Below are 17065 nucleotides of genomic sequence, written 5' to 3'. Positions count from 1 at the left end.
TGCCCCTGGCCAGCCCCTTCCCAGCTCGCTCAGGGCCCCAGAACCCCGACCGCCAGCGGCACCTCTAGCGACAAGGGATCCCGCCATGAACCCGACAACCCAACATCGGCTCATCCTCAAAATTGTGGCCGGCTCCGCCTGGGCCGATGGGCACCTAGAGCCGCAGGAGTTGGCCTATCTGAGATCCCTGCTGCGCCGCTATGGTTTGGAGCACGATGCCGAGCTGCGAGAGCTGATCCAAGAGCCCATTCCGATGGCGCAAACGGAGCGCTGGATGGCCGATTATCTCGCCCAGGCCACCGAAACCGAGCGCCTACAACTTCTGGGGGCAATCGGCAACCTGATGATGGCCGACAACGCCGTTTCTCCGGAAGAGCACGACCTTTTGGATGACTACTACACCCTAATGGCAGGGATCCCGCCTCGCCCAGAATCGGCACCCCATCTGGTGAAGGGCGTGGGGCAGTTTTTCCGGCGCCTGGTCAAGGCTGTAAGGGGGGACATTGCTTAATCAATTCTTAGCTGAAAAATAGGGTTCTCATAACCTGTACGAGGTGCAATCTACTTCTGGAATAGACATAAGTTTGGAAAAGTTAAAAACTTGCTCTGAATTCTATAATTCTATAAAACGGCTAGATTTCATGGATAAATTTCATGGATAAATAGAAGGGGCTGTGCTAGACTGAAGCCATCGCTGGGGACAGGGCTATGGCTGAGCGTTATAGACAGGTAGAGCGGGTTGGGTTTGGCTCGCGGCTGGCCAGTTCTTTTGTATCAGTGTTTGTTGGATTGTTTTGGGATCGTTCTGGCTTTTGTTTTGGAATGAGGGGCGGGTCAACCTTGCCCAAGTGGCAACTGGGGCCATTGAAATCAGTCCATTGGGCTCGCCCTCTGCGCCTCTTGGAAGCTTAGTATCGCTCACAGGCCCAATTACCAGCAATGAGCTTTTGGGCGATAATCTCTTCCTGCGGCCAGGGCCGTATATTGCCGTCAGGCGCAAGGCGGAAATGTATGCTTGGGAAGAGGAAAAAGAAACTCGCACTCAAGAGGAGTTTGGCGGATCGGAAGTCAGAGAGACAATCTATACTTACACCAAAGTCTGGACGGAAAACCCCGAAGATTCAAGCCGGTTTTATCGCAGCAGTGAGCACGTCAACCCACCGATGGCTTTTTCCAGCCAACTCTTTCGAGTCAGCCAGGCTCAAATTGGGAATTACCGAATTGGAATGCAAGATTTGCAGATCGAAACTCCCTACGCTGTTCCTCTGGAGCCCCAAACGTTGATCCCGGGGATCCCAGCTAGGGTGGAAGGCTCTTATGTTTTCAAGGGGCGGGGAACCCTGGCCAATCCACAAATTGGCGATATGCGAACTTCGTACACTGCCTTGTACAGCGGAACTCAAGTAACTGTCTTTGGTCGTTTGGCCACCCCTAACAGCCTAGAGAGCTACCTGGGGCCGCGCAGCATTCGATTTTATCGGCTATTTGCCAGCGATCGATTTGCAGCCATTGAGCGTCTTGCTGCCGAACACAATGCCCTGACTTGGATCCTGCGCTTTGTGGGATTCTTGATGATGTGGATCGGGGCCGACTCTTTCTTCGTCCCCCTTCATACGATGCTCAGCATCTTTCCTTTTCTAAGCGGCCTGGGGCGATCTATGACGAGAGTGGTCACCTTTTTCATAGCCTTGGTTTTAATAGGGACGACTATTTTAGTCTCATCGATAGTGCATAATCCGGTGGCGCTGCTCCTCTGTTTGGGTGTGGCGGGAGTTTTCATCCTCAACGTGCTGGGGCGACGTCCCAGACGGCAAGTGGCAGGTTTTTAAGAGTTCCTCTGCCGGCACAGCAAAGAGCTTGCAGCGCTGCTGCATCCATTCAAATATGGCTGCTCCGAAGAGCAGCGAAATAGCTTGTCTCGATTCCTCTTACTTTCCCCTCACCCCCAACTTCTCTCCCGAAGGACAAAAGGAGCTGGGGATCAAGGCAAACGGTTTCAACGCAATTTGGAGCGACCAACCTACTAATCCCCGAAGGTTAAGAGCCGCTTTGTGGCTGCCCTAGCAGATTCTTTTTCCTATATTGATCGTTGGCCCATGAGTTTGTACAGTTGCTCTCCGAGGATCTGGATGCCGCTGAGGATGCGCTCTTCCGGTTGGTAGCTGAAGGCGAGGCGCAGGGCGTGATCCCCTTGGCCATCAGCAAAGCAGTGGGTACCCGGCAAGAAAGTTACCCCCAGCGCTCGGGTGGCCTACAGCAAGGTGTTGGCACTCAGGGGAGGGGGCAGCTCGCACCAGATAAAGAATCCACCCCCAGGGGCCTCCACCTTGACTTCAGGGGGAAAACATTGAGCGATGGCCTCCAACATCAGGTGGCACTTTTCTCGGTAACGGCGGATCAAAAGCTGAATGTGGCTCTCTAGGCGGCCTTCCCCGCAGTATCGGGCCACCACCCGGCCCAAAAAAGGCCCCAGGGATCCCTCGCTGCGAAACATCTCCAAGCGGCGGATGATCTCGGGATGGCCACAGGCCCAGCCCACCCGCACCCCCGGCGCCACAATCTTGGAAAAGGTGCCCACGTGCAGAACCCAGCCCTCTTTATCCAGCGCGGCCAAACTGGGCAAGGGATCCCCGACAAAGCGCAGGTCGTAGTAGGCCTCGTCCTCCACCACCACCACGCCGTATTCAGCCGCCAACTGCAGCAGCTTCTGCCGCCGCGGCCAAGAGAGGGTGCAGCCCCTAGGGTTGTGAAAGGTGGGAATGGTGTAGATAAAGCGGGGTGGGATCCCTTGGCGGGCTAGCTCGCGCAACACCTCTTCCAGGCGATCCACCACCATGCCCTCCCCATCCACCGGGATCGAGATCAGACGCGCCCCTGCCGCCGCAAAACGGCTGACCGCCCCCATGAAGGTGGGCCCCTCCACGATCACCACATCCCCCGGCTCCACAAAGACCTGGGGCAAGAGGCCAAGGATCTGCCCAGAGCCATAGCCGATCAAGAGGTTTTCCGGCTGCGCCTCCACCCCTCTGGCCCGCATCAACTGCTGCACCACCTCGATCAACCCGGCAAAGGTGCCGCCGTAATTGAGGGCAGCATCCCCATCTTCCGCCAACACCTCCGCTGTCGCCCGCGCCAGGTCGGCCTTGGGAAACAACCGCGGATCCGCCAGGCCAAAGGTAAAACTGGTTACTACCGGCACCGCCCCAGCGATCTCCGCGCCAACAGGAGGCGGGATCACCGCCTGGGCCCGCCGGGCGAACAGGGTCTCTAAGAGGGGCCGCATCCGAATCTTCAAGGCAGGAGAAGAACTCAGGCCAACGCTTGCCACGATAACAAGAACGAGCTGGCTAAGAGCAGGGATCCCAAAAACTGTCGCCAGCCCCGGCAGGGGATCTCCGCCAAGACGCCACCGGCACTCAGGCACAAAAAGGGCAGGGCCACCAGGCCCCAACGGGCGCTTTGCTGCAACAGGTTCATCTGGGGATCCCAAAGCCAAGCTGCTAGCACCCCCATCCACAGGACATGGCCCAAACCAGCCAAGCTGAGCAGGGTTTGTTGGCGTTCCGCCCAGGGCCAACCCAGCCGCACCAAGGCCAGCCCCAAGGGCAACATCAAGGTGGCCAGAACAGCCAGGCCGCTTTGGCTGGTGAGCGAATAGGACACCGTCGCCGTAGGAAAGCGCTCTGTCCCGGTGAAGGGATCGGCGGGCAGCTCGACCCGCAGCAACCAGGAGAGGCCAATCACCAGCAGCAGCCAGAGTAGCCCTTGCAACCGCTGCCGCGGCCAGTGTTGGCTAGTCCATAGCGCCCCCCAGAGCAGGGCCAAGAGCCAAACTTTGTAGCTCAAGGCACAGGCCAGCGCCAAACCCCCCCAGCGCAGGCGGGATCCCGGTCCAACACCGCTGCTGACCAACAAGACCAGGCTGGCCAAGATCTCGTTGCCCGGCTCCAAACCCTGGGTCAGCACCCAGGGGCTGAGTCCCCACAGGCCAGCGCTCCAGAAATTGCCCCAGCTCCAGCACAACAGCAGGATTACCAGGCAGGCCAGGGCCGAGACAGCTCGCAGGATCCCTTCGGGGGGGATCCCGGTTCCCTCAGCCAGCCAGGGCAGTAGCCCGTTTGCAATTGAATGGTAGAGAGGCAGTTCCGCTTGGACAGGGGGCAGGGATCCCTCAGGGCCACTGATGGGCACAGCGCGCCACCACAGCATCTGAGCCGGTTGCCCCACAAAGCGGAGCCGCTGACCCAGCAGCAACCCCATCCCTCCCCACAGCAGCCAGTGGCTCACCCAACTGAGCCCGTCTGGGCGGTGGTGCCGACGTTTGTCCGCCCTGGACAGGCTCAGTTGAGGAAAAGAGGGACGAGACAGCCGTTTGCCCTGAGGAGGCATGGCGGGGGGAAACTTCATAGGGTAGGCCTAGTCAACTCTAGATCGCCCGTCAAGGGACACCCAGCCTCCTGCCAGCGACGAATGGCTTGGGCGGTCAGTCCTTCGGTGACGTCGCGGACAGGAACACCGGCGCCGGTAACCTGCAGGCGCACCAGTTGCCAGGGATCCCCAGGTGTAGCCCGCAGCACATAAGCTTCATAAGCCAGTTGCAGGGTTTCGCTGCGCCGACCGGCTAGGGGGTTATCCTCCCGCTCGGGCTGCTGGGGCAGAACCAAGCGGCGCTCCAGCGTGGTGAAATACAAGCGAAAGCCTTGGGAAGCCGAGGCGGCTGGGCTATCCGGCAGAAGCTGGGCCAGCTCCTCGGCAGAGAGGAGTTCGGCCTCTGGCCGGCCCACCAACACCACCTGAAAGTCTGAGCGGGCGCGGCTCAAGGCCAAATTGAGAAACAAGGGCAACTGCTCTGTCAGGGCTTCAGCCCAGGTTTGCGGATCGGCAGCACAAACTTCTCCTCTGGCTGCTGTGGCAGTAAGGCAGCACAACCCCAAAGCCGCCGACAAACCTATCCGCCACCCCCCTCGGGCGGGGTGGGGGAAAAGATACCCGCCCGCTTGTCTTCTTCGCCGGCTACACCAGCCTAGGAACGGCATTGCCCCAATCCTCAGCCGATCGCTTCCTCTACAGCTTGAAAGCGTTGCCAGGCCGAAACGGGATCCGCAGCCGCCGTGATGGGGCGGCCCACCACCAAATAATCGGCCCCCGCCCGCAGCGCTGCCGCGGGGGTGCAGACCCGCCGCTGGTCGTCCTCCGCTTCTGGATCCCCAAGGCGGATCCCTGGGGTTACCAGCAGCACCTCCGGCCCCAAAGCCTGCCGTAGCCGTCCCACTTCCTGGGGGGAGCAGACCAGCCCGCTCACGCCTTGATCCAGAGCTAGCCGCGCCAACTGCAACACATAGTCGCCGGGATCTCGTTCAACGCCCAACTCCTGCCGCACCTGGTCGGGGCCAAGGCTGGTGAGAAGAGTAACTGCCAACAGCCGGCAAGAACTGCCCTGGGTGGCGGCCACTGCTGCCCGCAACATGGCACTGCCGCCAGCGGCATGAACGGTGAGCAGATCCACCCCATAACCAACGGCCACCTGAGCGGCCCGCCCCACTGTGTGGGGAATGTCGTGCAGCTTTAAATCGAGAAAAATGCGCTTGCCCCGTTCCTTAAGGGCCTGCAAAATCTGAGGGCCAACAGCCGTAAACAGCTCCAGGCCCACCTTCCACCACAGCACCTGGGGCAGGCGATCCACCCACTTCAGGGCCTGCTCCCAAGAAGCGGTATCTAGAGCAACAATGAGGCGGCTACCCTGCATGGCGAAAGCCCTCAGGCCGGCTAACGCGAAGGGCTCCGCTCTCGCGGCTCATAGTGGGAGCAGCCTTCACAGGGGCCATAGGGGTTGACGGCACAGCGCAACTCCGGGGAAAGCGCATTGTAGCGACAGGTGGGATCCCCAATCCAGCCAGGCGGCGAAGCGACATAAGTATAAACAACTACACCCCCGAACCCCAGTGGGCTGACGAAGAAACGGCTGGTGCTGAAGGACTCCCCCCCAGCAGGGTTGAACGTTTCCTCATCGAGCTCTGAACCGGGCTGCGGCTCCTCCTCCAGGCTCCAGAAGGCTTCCCACTGCCGAAGGGTTTCTTGGAGAGGCGCGGCCAGGTGTTCCGCCAACTCCGTCAGGGCGGCTTCCAAAGCGGTGAGGCTTTCTTCCGCCGCCTGGGTGAAGGCTGCCACCCATTCCTCCAAGAGCTTCTCAAAATCCATGCAGCAGCAACCTGAGAGCTTTCTTTTCACCTTACCGCTTGCCTGGGCAAGCCGGCTAACTTCCCCCTTGACAAACGGCATCTACTAACTCTTGGTTGACCAAGGGAAACAGCTCCGCCAATTCTTCGGCAGATAGGTTGCCGGTACAAACATTGGCGCGGATATGCCACTCTGCCCACATCAGCGCCGAGGGAACGGTGGGATCCTGGCCTTGCTCGGAGCCGGAACCCTTTGCGGGCCCTGGAGCCAGGCGGCGTCCGGGCCCGATGTTCAGTTGCAGTACGTTGTCGCGGTTGATGCCCGTCAGAGAGGTCTGGGCAGGGGCTTCTCCGACAAAGGCAAAAGGGAAAGACAAAGCCACCCAAACCAACCCCCGAAGGGCAAGCCGGCAAAGCATGGGATCCCTCCCCCGCGAGATAGGGTTGAGTTTTGAGGGCAATTATAGCTGCTATTTTTGGCAGCTAGGATTTGTCAAAAGCCGCCTTTGGCAGGCCAATCGCCGACCACTGCACGCAACGACGGCCCTGGTCATCCTCTAAGGCCCCCTCGCGGCGATAGGAAAAGAAATCCTGAGGCTGGCCAAAGGTGCAATGAGGACTGATGGCGATGTGCTCCGGCGGGATCCCCTGAGCTTCGGCCTGGGCGCGGTTGATCCAGCGCAGATCCAGGCGCACCTTACCCGGCAGAGGATCTGGCCAGAGGGCAGGTTGTGGGTCTACCCCTGAAGGCAGCGACTGCAGCACCTGCTCGGCCACTTCCTGAGAAACCTGGTAGGCTGGCCCGGAGATGGCCGGCCCCAGGGCAATGCGGATTTGGCTGGCAGGGATCCCCCCCTGGAGAAAGGCCTGCAGCACCTTAGTCAGGATACCGGCAGCCGTCCCCCTCCAGCCGGCGTGAACTGCGGCCACCCAGTGGGGGCTGGCCACCAAAATGGGCACACAGTCGGCAGTGCAAACCCAGGCCGAGTCCCCTGGGCGACGGGCGATCACGGCATCTGCTTCGGGACGGGCGAAACTCCCTTCCCCGACGTGAGAACCTGAAGCCCTCCCCTGGGAGAAGACAACTGCATCCGCCCACGTCCAGCGACAGCCATGCACCTGGTGGCCCCACGCAGCTCGTTCTGGGAGGAGTTGCAACTGGTCGGCCATATCGGCTGGTTGATAGGGGGAAGCTTGACGACAGCCAAAAGCATGGGGCCACCCCGCCAGCAGTTGACACTGCAGCCAACGCCATCTCCCTGCCTCTTGCCAAACCCAGCCCCCGGAACCGCTCATCGGCCTGATGGGTGGAAAGGGGATCCCTGCCGTCGGGCGTGCAGGTGGCCTAGCCGCTCCTCCAGGCAGATGCGCAGCTCGACCGGGTTGAAGAGCATCGGCAAAAAGTGAATGCTCCGGCTTTCTCGGAAGAAAAACAAAATCGGCACCGGCCGCCAGAAGATCTGCCAGTCCTGCCACTCGCTGTAGGGGAACTCGCGGATGCGCCGGGAGCCGCTGTAGACCTGCAGCGCCGTGCGGGTAAAGGCCAGCCCGATCAGACAGGTCTGTACCAGCAAAAACAGGCCAAACAACCCCACTCCCAACCCTAGCCAAAACGAGAGCCACAACAGCGGCACCGCCAAAGCCAGCACTGCCAAGCTGAGGCGGAAGTCGGGGGTCAACAGATGGGCAGAGTGGGGTTTGATCACTTTTTGCTTCTCCTCCGCTTGCCAGCTCCATTTTACGCCGCTGCCACTACCTTTCTCCGGAGGGATCCCGCCTCTGGGTAAGTTGGGGGCATACCAAACAAGTTGTTTTGATGTATCCTGACAGAGCACACAGGAACGCGGCTTTTGATCATGGCCCTAACCGCATCTGACCCCAAAGCTCTCCCCAGCGGCGGCTCCCTGAGCTTTTTTGAGCGCTATCTCACCCTTTGGGTGGCCCTGTGTGTTGTTGCCGGGATCCTCCTGGGGCGATGGTTTCCGGGCGTGGCCGAGGCTTTGGATGCCTTGAGCCTCTATCAGGTCTCCCTTCCCATTGCCGTCTGCCTGTTTTTCATGATGTATCCCATCATGGTGAAAATTGACTTCGGCCAGGCAGCCTATGCTTTGAAATCTCCCAAGCCAGTGCTGTTGACCCTGGCCGTGAACTGGCTGGTGAAGCCCTTTACCATGGTGGTGATCGCCCAGTTTTTTTTGGGGTGGCTGTTTGCCCCTTGGATAACCGGCACGGAAATCATCCGCGGCACAGAGATTAGCCTCAGCAGCTCCTACATTGCCGGGGCCATTTTGTTGGGCATTGCTCCTTGTACAGCCATGGTGCTGATGTGGGGCTATCTCAGCTATGGCAACCAGGGCCACACCCTGGTGATGGTGGCGGTGAACTCTTTAACCATGCTCTTCCTCTACGCACCGCTGGGCCGCTGGCTGCTGGCCATGAGCGATTTAACGGTGCCCTGGCAAACCATTTTGCTGTCGGTGGCCGTCTATGTGGGCCTACCGTTAGTTGCAGGAGCAGCCTCCCGCTATTGGATTCTCAAAACCAAGGGCCGGGAATGGTTTGAAAAAGCTTTTTTGCGCTACCTCAACCCCATTGCCATCGCCGCCTTGCTGGTGACGTTGGTGCTTCTTTTTGCTTTTAAAGGGGATCTCATTGTGGAAAATCCCTTCCACATTTTGTTGATCGCAGTGCCTCTTTTCGTTCAAACCAACCTCATTTTCGGCATCACCTATGTGGCAGCCCAGAAACTGGGCTTGTGCTATGAGGATGCGGCTCCGGCAGCTTTAATCGGCGCCAGCAACCACTTTGAGGTGGCGATTGCAACGGCGGTGGTGCTGTTTGGCTTGAACTCAGGGGCCGCCCTGGCCACCGTCGTAGGGGTGTTGATCGAGGTGCCGGTGATGTTGATGTTGGTGGAGATCTGCCGGCGTACCGCCTTTTATTTCCCCCGCCAGCCGGAAAAGGCCAGCTTGCCCGATCCCCGCTGCCTTAAAATTAGCCCCTGAGGGATCCCTTCAGCCCATGAACCTGCCCCCGGATCGCCAACGGGAACACCAGGCCAACGAGCGCACCTTTCTGGCTTGGCTGCGCACCTCTGTGGCTCTCATTGCCTTTGGTTTTGCCCTCACCCGCTTCAGCCTCTTTCTGCAGCAGATCGAAGCTTCCAGCTCCCCCGAGCAGCCCTCCCCGAGCCACGGCCTCTTGAGTACCCAGAACCTGGGCCTCCTGTTGGTGATCTTTGGGATCCTGACAATTGGCCTTTCAACCTGGCGCTACAACCAGGTGATGCGGCAAATCGAGGCGGGCAACTTTCGCCCCAGCCGTTTTCTCGTCTGGATCATGGCTGCGGTGGTGGCCCTGTTTGGGCTGCTGAGCCTTCCCCTGATGCTGCGCCGCCCCCGCCCTCAGGAGCCTTCCCGGCTCAGCCTGCCGGAGTGAAGGGCTGCCAGCGGCTGCAATTGCCGGGCTTGCTGCTTGAGCCGCTCGATCAACTGCTTGCACACCACCTCGCACAGCTCAAAGCAGATGGGATCGGCAATTTGGTAGTAGACGCTCACGCCCCTGGGCTCGCGGCTGACGATCCCTGCCTGCGCCAAGATCTTGAGATGTTTGGAAACGTTGGCCTGGCCCATGCCGGTGGCCTCTAAGATCTGGGTGACGTTCTTGGGTCCCGAGCGCAACTGACACAGGATCTGCAGCCGGCTGGGCTCCGCCAAAACCTTGAAGTAATCCGCTACGCTGGTCAGCACTTCCGGCGTCAGAGTCAACTGGCACTCGTCTTTGCCACCTTTCACGAGCTCGTCCCAATCCATAGACCGTCTTGAGGGCTGTGCTGGCTTGATTTTAACACTAAATGGTTATATAGTGTTTCCAGAGGCCCAAATGGCGTTCAGGTCTTTGCCAACAGACAGAAGGGTAACATGCTATTTCGCCAACTGTTCGACACCGAGACGAGCACTTACACCTACTTAGTTGCAGACCCAAACGCCCGCGAGGCGGCGCTGGTGGATCCCGTTTTGGAGCAGGTGGAGCGGGACTTGAAGTTAATTCGAGAGCTGGGTCTGACCTTGAAGTACTGCTTGGAAACCCACGTCCACGCCGATCACATCACCGGCACTGGCAAGCTGCGCGAGCTGACCGGCTGCCAAGGGGTGGTGCCGGTTCAGGCCAAGGCGCAATGTGCGGATCGCTTTATCGGCCATGGGGAAACGCTGCAGGTGGGATCCATTGTCATCGAGGCCATCGCCACCCTGGGCCACACCGACAGCCACATGACCTATCGCGTCAATGGGGATCGCGTTCTTACCGGCGATGCCCTGCTCATTCGCGGCTGTGGGCGCACGGATTTCCAAAGTGGGGATCCCGGCCTGATGTATGACCATGTTACCCAGCACCTGTTTACCCTGCCGGACGAGACGTTGGTCTATCCCGGCCATGACTACCGGGGGCACACCGTCTCCACTATTGGCGAAGAGAAGCGCTGGAACCCCCGCTTTGTGGATCCGGAGACCGGAAATTTGCGTTCGCGGGAGAGCTTCATCGCCCTGATGAACAGCCTCAACCTACCTCAGCCCAAGAAGATTCAGGAGGCGGTGCCGGCCAACGAGCAGTGCGGCCAAGTGGCAGCCGCGGTTTAGTGGGGCAAACCCTCTTGGGTGGGAGAGCCTGGCTGTAAAGCCTGCGGGGCTAGCTAGACTTCTCTGAGCCGGCGGGTCAGAAATGGGAGGGTTGAGAGTGGATCCAGAAAGTCTCTATGAGAAGGATTTCTATGCTTGGACTCAGCAACAAGCTCAATTTCTGCGGGAGCGGGCCTGGGAGAAGCTAGACCTGCCCCATTTGATTGAGGAGATGGAATCGTTGGGCAGGCAACAGCGGCAAGAGCTGCGCAACCGGCTAGGGGTTTTGGTGGGGCACCTTCTGAAATGGGAGTATCAGCCGCAGGCTAGATCTGTAAGCTGGCTTCTTACCCTACAGGTGCAGCGACAGGAAGTTCTGGATCTATTGGAAGAAAACCCCAGCTTGAGGCCCTATTTGCCGGAGGCCATCTCCAAGTCTTACTTGAGGGCGCTGCAGCTAGCCCTGGAAGAGACCAAGCTGCCCAGAAAGACTTTTCCCAAGACCTGTCCTTATTCTCCCGAGCAAATCCTGGATAGCCAGTTTTACCCCGGCGAGCCCAGCAGGTTGCTTGAGGAAGAAGGTTAGTTACCCGAGGAGGAAACCAATGACTGTAGCCCGACAAAATCCTACGCCTTCCGCTCAGCAGGAACGGGATCCCCGTCTTAAGGAGATCGACACCCTGACCTTAAAGCAGTGGCTGGATCAAGGGCGGGTACAGCTCATCGACGTGCGGGAGCCGGGAGAATATGCCGATGAGCGGATCCCAGGGGCGATCAACATGCCTCTGTCTAGCTTTGATCCGGCCAAGGTGCCCGCCTCGACGCCGGAAAAACCGGTGGTGTTGCAGTGCCGCATGGGCAGCCGCTCCATCCGCGCCGGCTGTCAGTTGCTGGAGTACGGCTGGCCGGAAGCGATGAGCCTAAAGGGCGGGATCGAAGCCTGGAAGGCCGCCAAGCTGCCCACCACCCGCACCCGCAACGCCCCCATCTCGCTGATGCGGCAGGTTCAAATTGCGGCGGGATCCCTGGTGGTGGCCGGCACCCTGCTGGGAGCTTTTGTCCATCCGGCCTGGCTGCTGCTGAGCGGCTTTGTGGGAGCCGGGCTGGTGTTTGCCGGGATCACCAACACCTGCGGCCTGGCGCTGCTGTTGGCCCGCATGCCCTGGAACCGAGGTCAGACGCTATGAGCAGCGAGATCCCGTCCGCCTCTTCTACAAAGCAGGGGATCTGGGCGCGCTACCTGCCCTTTGCCAAGGATTCCTTGTGGTGGCTTCGCTATCGGCGAGAGGATCTGCCGGGGGATCTCATTGCCGGACTGGTTACAGCCACTCTTCTAGTGCCCCAGAGCATGGCCTACGCGCTGCTGGCCGGGCTGCCTCCCCAGGCGGGCCTCTACGCCAGCATCCTGCCGGTGATCGCCTACGGCTTTCTGGGATCCAGCCGGGCTTTGTCGGTGGGGCCGGTGGCCATCATCTCCCTGCTGGTGGCCGCGGGCTTGGAGCCGCTGGCTGAGCCGAGCAGCCCGGAGTATGGCCGGCTGGCGCTGGGCTTGGCCCTGGAAGCGGGCTTGATCCAAGTAGGGGTAGGTCTGCTGCGCTTGGGGTTTCTGGCCAATTTCTTGAGCCACTCAGTGGTAACGGCCTTCGGCAGCGCGGCAGCCTTGATCATCGCCTTCAGCCAGCTCCGCCATCTGTTGGGGGTGAAGATCGCCAACACCGAGTCCTTCTGGCTGCTGCTGCAACGGCTCTGGCAGAGCTTGGAGGGAGTCAACTGGGCCACCCTGGGGCTGGGGCTGTTATCCATCGCCCTCTTGGTGTACGCCCAGCGGAAGCTCCCAGCGCAACTGCGCCGCTGGGGGATCCCACCCCTCTGGGGCCTACTTCTCACCAAGGGCGCGCCGCTGGGAGCCGTCTTCCTGACCACGCTGCTGGTGTGGGGGTTGAACCTCTCAGAGAGAGCGGGGGTGGCGGTGGTGGGATCCATTCCGGCTGGCCTGCCCTCCCTGGCCTTCCCTTGGCTGAGCTGGGCAGAGTGGAGAGCTTTGCTGCCCACAGCTTTGGCCATCAGCTTGGTGGGCTTTACGGAAAGCTATGCGGTGGGGCAGTCGCTGGCCAGCCAGCGGCGGCAGAAAGTGGATCCCAACCAGGATCTGGTGGCCCTGGGGGTGGCCAACCTGGCGGCAGCCGTGAGTGGTGGCTACCCGGTAACCGGTGGGATCAGCCGCTCGGTGGTTAACGCTCAGGCCGGGGCCAACAGCGGCCTGGCCTCGGTGGTCACGGGATCCCTGATAGCCCTGGCCGTGATCTGGCTGATGCCCCTGTTTACCTTCCTGCCCCAGACGACCTTGGCAGCTATTGTTTTGGTAGCCGTGTTGGGGTTGGTGGATTTTCACCCCTTGCTGCAGAGCTGGCGCTACGACCGCGGCGATGCCTTGGTTTGGCTGGTCACCTTTGCCAGCGTGCTGGGGATCGGGGTGGAGCCGGGGATTGGGCTGGGGGTGCTGGTTTCCATCCTGCTCTTTCTTTGGCGGGCCAGCCGTCCCCACATCGCCATTGTTGGCCAGGTGCCGGGCACCGAGCACTACCGCAACGTGCTGCGCCATGAGGTGATTACCGATCCGCGCATCTTGGCGGTGCGGGTGGATGAAAGCCTGTTTTTTGCCAACGCGGCCTACCTGCAGGAGTCCATCCTGCAGGAGGTAGCAGCGCGGCCAGCAGTGGAACAGGTGCTGCTGGTGGCCAGCGCCATTAACTTCGTCGACGGCAGCGCTTTGGAGGCCCTGGCCCAGTTGGTAGAACGTCTGCAGCAAATGGGGGTGGGCTTTGCCCTGGCCGAGGTGAAGGGGCCGGTGATGGATCGCCTCAAAAGGGCTGGGTTTGTGGAGAAAGTGGGCGCCGAGCGCTTCTTCTTGTCGACCCACCAGGCGATGCAGGTTCTCAAGTCTCAGACGAACTCTATGCCGGCAGCCGCTTCCGGATGAGCACAATCGGCGTTTGCTCTGCCGCATTGCCGGCTGGGTTCTTGCGCAGCGCCTGCTCCACCAGCTCCTCCTCCACGCCAGGGCTGGTTGCCAGAACGCTTACTTCGCCTAGATCGTTGGCATCGACAATGGCCACCTCGTAGCCGGTCTGGGCATGGAGCTCGGCCACCAGCTTGGCTGGATCCCGCGGCCCCAAGACGATGAACTGGTCGTAGGGGGGCAAAGTGCCGGTGACATCGTCGATCAAGGCCGCCTGCTCCCCCGCCAGGGCGTAGAAGGCTCCGCGGATCCCCAGCAATTTGGCCAGGGATCCGACGACAAAAGCCCCCAACACCCGCCAGGCCCCCGAACAGTCGATCAACGTCTGCATCCCATAGCAGCTTGAGAGACTGGTTTTGGAAGGGAAGAAGTAGCAGAGGGTGCGGGCCAGCCAGCCGGGCTGCACCTGCAGGGGATGGCGAAAGTTGCCCTGGACGATGGCCGCCGCGCTTTCCGAGATGGCCACAATATCGCCGGGCTGGATATGGGGGCCTACGTAGTGCCGCAGCACCTCGGCTAGGTCGTCGCTGGGGGTAAGCAGATGGGTGGGAACAGGAGCCCAACTCACCAGCCCCTGCTGCTGCCAGGCCAGCTCCGGCAAGGGCTCCACTTCCTGCAAGGGCAGGATCAGGTGGCTGGTCTTCAGGGTGCGCCGTTGCCGCCCGTACTGGATGTAGTCCAACTCCAGCCAGGCCGAGCGCAAATCTGCCAGCCCTTCCCCCTCTAGCTCGATCTCGACTTCTAAGCCGGTCTGGCTTTGGGGGGAGATGATGTAGGCCTGCCAGTAGTTGTCTGGGCGGGGGGGCAGATCCGGATGGCGGGAGCGCAGGCGGATCCTACTTTGGATCCCTTCGAGGGAGCCGGCGCTGAGCAGATGCAGCCGCGGCTGCACCTGGGCCAAGGTGACCTCAAAAAGGGGGTTGAGGTTGCGGGCCACAAACTCGGCCTGGATAAGCCAGCGATGAGGGCTGAGGCGGCTGAGGCGCCAGCTCTGGGGCTCCACCAGCAGACAGTCGGCGGGGCGGGTCTTCAGCCAGTACAGCAACGTCGCCACACTTAGGAGCAGCCCGGCCACCACCTGGATCCAGGCCGAGGGATCCCAAAGCCAGCGCCCGATCCCCCAGAGGCTCAAGACCATGCCAGCCAATACGCCAGCCACCACACCTCGGCTCACCATCCGAATGGTTGCCATTGGGATCCCACTCCTTAAACCCTGCTCAAGTCTGCCCCTTCCTTCAGGCCTGCACCCTAGACTACAGGTACGCTCCCCAGCCCTAGCCATCCTACCGGGAAACCGCCAGCACCCTGTAGCGGGATCCCTATCTACACCTTCATCTCAAACAGTTAGACTAAAAATAGATTGCACCCTAAGTTTTCTGCCGCATCCTTTGGAGGTTGCCCATGGCCCAAAAACAGCAGTTCAAGAGCTTTGACGACATGATCCAGGGATCCAAAACTCCCATTCTGGTGGACTTTTACGCTACCTGGTGTGGTCCCTGTCAGGTGATGGCTCAGGTGTTGGAGCAGGTGAAGCCGCAGGTGGGGGATGCTATTTCCTTCGTGAAGGTGGATATAGATAAATACCCCAACATTGCTGCCCGCTGGGGGATCTACGCTGTGCCGACTCTCATCCTGTTCAAAGACGGGAAGCCGGTTGACCGCATCGAGGGGCTGTTGCAGCCTCGCGCCCTGGTGGAGCGGTTGCGGGCGCAGATCGGCCTGCCGGTCAGCTAAGGGCAGATAGACCTTGAGGGCGTTTTGGCAGGAGCTTGAGGCGGGGCCGGTTCTCCAAGTTCACCAGGCGGGAGAGGTGCCCTACCGCAGGGCGTGGGCTTGGCAGCAAGTCAGGTTGGCCCAGATGATCCGCGATCCCCAGGTGCCAGATGGGCTTTTGTTGCTCACCCACCCGCCGGTCTACACCCTGGGGGCGGGGGCCGATCCCAAGTTTCTCAAAAGCCTGGCTGGACAGATAGGATCTCCAGACACTCAGCCAGAGTCCCCTGTTACTGAGGGGCCGGAGATCCTGCGGGTGGAGCGGGGCGGCGAAGTGACCTACCACGGGCCGGGCCAGTGGGTGGGTTATGCCCTGCTCAACCTAAAGCGCCATAGGACTGTCTACGGCTCCCACGGCCAGCCGGATCTGCATCGCTACCTGCGCCACCTAGAAGAGGTGCTCATCCAGACTGTGGCCCACTTCGGCCTGCAGGGGGAGCGGATCCCTGGCCTAACAGGGGTTTGGGTGCAAGGCCACAAGGTGGCGGCCATCGGCATCAAGGTCTCCCGCTGGGTGACCTACCACGGCTTTGCCCTCAACGTCTGCCCGGATCTAGCTGCCTTCGAGGCCATCGTGCCCTGTGGGATCCCTGATCGCCCGGTGGGATCCCTGGTTCAGTTTTGTCCCCGAGTAACGATGGCGGCAGTGGCCCCGGTGGTGGTGAAGTCCTTTTGTCAGGTCTTTGGGCTGCAAGCTCAGGAAGTTTCCTTATCAGAGTGGTTGGGAGAACGCAAGTCTCTAAAGACTCAAGGCTAATCCACCCCCAACTGGCGCAGCAGTTGTTGCATGATGGTTCGGTCGGCAAAGTTGCCACTCTTGGAAAAGAGAGCCAAGGCCTGGCGAAAGTCGGCCATGGCGGCTTCTCGATCCCCCAGTTGCAGGTGGGCCACGCCGCGGCTGAAGTAGGCTTCTGGAATTCGCGGATCCAACTGAATGGCCCGCTCCGCATCGGCCAGAGCTTCTTCCGGCTGGCGCAACTGGTTGTAGACGTAGCTGCGGTTCACATAGGCCGGCGCATAGCTGGGATCCAACTGCACCGCCCGATCCAGATCCGCCAGGGCAGCTACGGGATCCCCGCGCAGCAACTTGAGGGATCCCTGCCAGTTGAACTCGGAAGCGGTGTTTGGGGCCGAGGTCTTCTCAGGAGGAGGTGGGAAGGCAGGCAAAGAGATGGCAGGGGCAGGAGCGAGGAATGCTGCCAAGAAACCTATCAGAGCTATCCTTCCCCATCGACACTTGATTGTGCTCCGCACCGCTAATGACGTCCTCTTCGGATCCCGAACTAGTTCAATATAGACCGTCGGCGAGAGGGGCAACCCCCTGCACTTAACTTGCAAGGGGTGCGGGGAGCTACAAGTTCCGCGCTCTGGCGGGAAAGTCAGCTAGAAATCGCAGGAGCCCCGCACTGTACCCGTAGGGTCAGTGCCGGGAGGAATGCGCTTTGATGAAGTACAATGAACTTATGAGCCAAGTCCTGACC

At 60.5% G+C, this 17065-nt stretch carries 22 protein-coding genes; 10 read left to right on the top strand and 12 right to left on the bottom strand.

The window, feature by feature from the left end; translation table 11 throughout:
- Positions 1 to 85: 85 nt before the first annotated feature.
- Positions 86 to 511: a TerB family tellurite resistance protein gene (locus SYN63AY4M2_RS12865; RefSeq protein ID WP_011430539.1), complete on the top strand. Its 426-nt coding sequence runs from the start codon at positions 86 to 88 to the stop codon at positions 509 to 511.
- A gap of 283 nt (positions 512 to 794) precedes the next feature.
- Positions 795 to 1829 (top strand): TMEM43 family protein, encoded by a 1035-nt coding sequence (locus SYN63AY4M2_RS12860; protein ID WP_143597352.1) that lies wholly within the window; start codon positions 795 to 797, stop codon positions 1827 to 1829.
- Between the two features lie 248 nt (positions 1830 to 2077).
- Here the strand turns inward: SYN63AY4M2_RS12860 and SYN63AY4M2_RS13975 are convergent, their stop codons facing one another.
- From SYN63AY4M2_RS13975 to SYN63AY4M2_RS12820, 9 genes are all read right to left on the bottom strand, one after another.
- Positions 2078 to 2224, bottom strand: a complete 147-nt coding sequence (locus SYN63AY4M2_RS13975) for a hypothetical protein (protein WP_206336951.1) — start codon at positions 2222 to 2224, stop codon at positions 2078 to 2080.
- A 27-nt stretch (positions 2225 to 2251) separates the two neighbouring features.
- Positions 2252 to 3283: a PLP-dependent aminotransferase family protein gene (locus SYN63AY4M2_RS12855; RefSeq protein ID WP_206336846.1), complete on the bottom strand. Its 1032-nt coding sequence runs from the start codon at positions 3281 to 3283 to the stop codon at positions 2252 to 2254.
- A 26-nt stretch (positions 3284 to 3309) separates the two neighbouring features.
- Positions 3310 to 4407: a hypothetical protein gene (locus SYN63AY4M2_RS12850; RefSeq protein WP_228375226.1), complete on the bottom strand. Its 1098-nt coding sequence runs from the start codon at positions 4405 to 4407 to the stop codon at positions 3310 to 3312.
- Positions 4404 to 4946, bottom strand: a complete 543-nt coding sequence (locus SYN63AY4M2_RS12845) for a hypothetical protein (RefSeq protein WP_187147154.1) — start codon at positions 4944 to 4946, stop codon at positions 4404 to 4406. Before SYN63AY4M2_RS12845 ends, SYN63AY4M2_RS12850 begins: the two co-directional genes overlap by 4 nt.
- A gap of 101 nt (positions 4947 to 5047) precedes the next feature.
- Entirely contained in the window at positions 5048 to 5746 is a 699-nt protein-coding gene (pyrF, locus tag SYN63AY4M2_RS12840; protein ID WP_011430543.1) for an orotidine-5'-phosphate decarboxylase, read from the bottom strand.
- A 20-nt stretch (positions 5747 to 5766) separates the two neighbouring features.
- Positions 5767 to 6198: a DUF6464 family protein gene (locus SYN63AY4M2_RS12835; RefSeq protein WP_041438398.1), complete on the bottom strand. Its 432-nt coding sequence runs from the start codon at positions 6196 to 6198 to the stop codon at positions 5767 to 5769.
- Between the two features lie 55 nt (positions 6199 to 6253).
- The gene (locus SYN63AY4M2_RS12830; RefSeq protein WP_011430545.1) at positions 6254 to 6595 is read right to left on the bottom strand and encodes a hypothetical protein; all 342 of its coding nucleotides are present in this window, start codon (positions 6593 to 6595) and stop codon (positions 6254 to 6256) included.
- Positions 6596 to 6659: 64 nt separating this feature from the next.
- Complete coding sequence (pgeF, locus tag SYN63AY4M2_RS12825; RefSeq protein WP_011430546.1) at positions 6660 to 7472, bottom strand: peptidoglycan editing factor PgeF; 813 nt, start codon at positions 7470 to 7472, stop codon at positions 6660 to 6662.
- Positions 7469 to 7882 carry a DUF3119 family protein gene (locus SYN63AY4M2_RS12820; protein ID WP_011430547.1) on the bottom strand — a complete coding sequence of 138 codons (414 nt, stop codon included), beginning with the start codon at positions 7880 to 7882 and terminating at the stop codon, positions 7469 to 7471. The genes pgeF and SYN63AY4M2_RS12820 overlap by 4 nt, the downstream gene beginning before the upstream one ends.
- 150 nt (positions 7883 to 8032) lie before the next feature.
- Here SYN63AY4M2_RS12820 and arsB point away from each other — a divergent pair, with 150 nt between their 5' ends.
- Both arsB and SYN63AY4M2_RS12810 read left to right on the top strand, forming a co-directional pair.
- Complete coding sequence (gene arsB / locus SYN63AY4M2_RS12815; protein WP_041439078.1) at positions 8033 to 9181, top strand: ACR3 family arsenite efflux transporter; 1149 nt, start codon at positions 8033 to 8035, stop codon at positions 9179 to 9181.
- A gap of 16 nt (positions 9182 to 9197) precedes the next feature.
- Positions 9198 to 9614 carry a DUF202 domain-containing protein gene (locus SYN63AY4M2_RS12810; protein WP_011430549.1) on the top strand — a complete coding sequence of 139 codons (417 nt, stop codon included), beginning with the start codon at positions 9198 to 9200 and terminating at the stop codon, positions 9612 to 9614.
- Here the strand turns inward: SYN63AY4M2_RS12810 and SYN63AY4M2_RS12805 are convergent.
- Entirely contained in the window at positions 9581 to 9988 is a 408-nt protein-coding gene (locus tag SYN63AY4M2_RS12805) for a metalloregulator ArsR/SmtB family transcription factor (RefSeq protein ID WP_049749757.1), read from the bottom strand. The two genes, SYN63AY4M2_RS12810 and SYN63AY4M2_RS12805, sit on opposite strands and share 34 nt — an antisense overlap.
- A 108-nt stretch (positions 9989 to 10096) precedes the next feature.
- Between SYN63AY4M2_RS12805 and SYN63AY4M2_RS12800 the strand changes: the two genes are divergently transcribed.
- The 4 genes from SYN63AY4M2_RS12800 (at position 10097) to sulP (ending at position 13772) form a co-directional block, all read left to right on the top strand.
- Positions 10097 to 10813: an MBL fold metallo-hydrolase gene (locus tag SYN63AY4M2_RS12800; protein WP_099887446.1), complete on the top strand. Its 717-nt coding sequence runs from the start codon at positions 10097 to 10099 to the stop codon at positions 10811 to 10813.
- A 97-nt stretch (positions 10814 to 10910) separates the two neighbouring features.
- Complete coding sequence (locus SYN63AY4M2_RS12795; protein WP_011430552.1) at positions 10911 to 11378, top strand: DUF29 domain-containing protein; 468 nt, start codon at positions 10911 to 10913, stop codon at positions 11376 to 11378.
- Positions 11379 to 11397: 19 nt separating this feature from the next.
- Entirely contained in the window at positions 11398 to 11979 is a 582-nt protein-coding gene (locus SYN63AY4M2_RS12790; protein WP_099887445.1) for a rhodanese-like domain-containing protein, read from the top strand.
- A complete protein-coding gene (gene sulP / locus SYN63AY4M2_RS12785; RefSeq protein ID WP_099887444.1) occupies positions 11976 to 13772 on the top strand; it encodes a sulfate permease in 1797 nt (598 codons plus the stop codon). Before SYN63AY4M2_RS12790 ends, sulP begins: the two co-directional genes overlap by 4 nt.
- On the opposite strand, the gene SYN63AY4M2_RS12780 is transcribed toward sulP, so the two are convergent.
- On the bottom strand, positions 13747 to 15003 hold the full coding sequence (locus SYN63AY4M2_RS12780; RefSeq protein WP_240527862.1) for a coenzyme F420-0:L-glutamate ligase: 1257 nt from the start codon (positions 15001 to 15003) through the stop codon (positions 13747 to 13749). The genes sulP and SYN63AY4M2_RS12780 overlap by 26 nt on opposite strands.
- 209 nt (positions 15004 to 15212) lie before the next feature.
- On the opposite strand from SYN63AY4M2_RS12780, the gene trxA reads away from it, so the two are divergent.
- Positions 15213 to 15545, top strand: coding sequence for a thioredoxin (gene trxA / locus SYN63AY4M2_RS12775; RefSeq protein ID WP_011430556.1), 333 nt, complete (start codon positions 15213 to 15215; stop codon positions 15543 to 15545).
- Between the two features lie 13 nt (positions 15546 to 15558).
- Positions 15559 to 16341: a lipoyl(octanoyl) transferase LipB gene (gene lipB, locus SYN63AY4M2_RS12770; RefSeq protein WP_099813144.1), complete on the top strand. Its 783-nt coding sequence runs from the start codon at positions 15559 to 15561 to the stop codon at positions 16339 to 16341.
- Here lipB and SYN63AY4M2_RS12765 read toward each other — a convergent pair.
- Entirely contained in the window at positions 16338 to 16787 is a 450-nt protein-coding gene (locus SYN63AY4M2_RS12765; protein WP_168175114.1) for a tetratricopeptide repeat protein, read from the bottom strand. The two genes, lipB and SYN63AY4M2_RS12765, sit on opposite strands and share 4 nt — an antisense overlap.
- Positions 16788 to 17065 lie beyond the last annotated feature (278 nt).

The sequence above is a fragment of the Synechococcus sp. 63AY4M2 genome (genome assembly GCF_002760475.1).
GTDB lineage: Bacteria > Cyanobacteriota > Cyanobacteriia > Thermostichales > Thermostichaceae > Thermostichus.
Note: the sequence above shows the minus strand (reverse complement) of the source record. Positions and strands in the feature narration are given on the sequence as shown.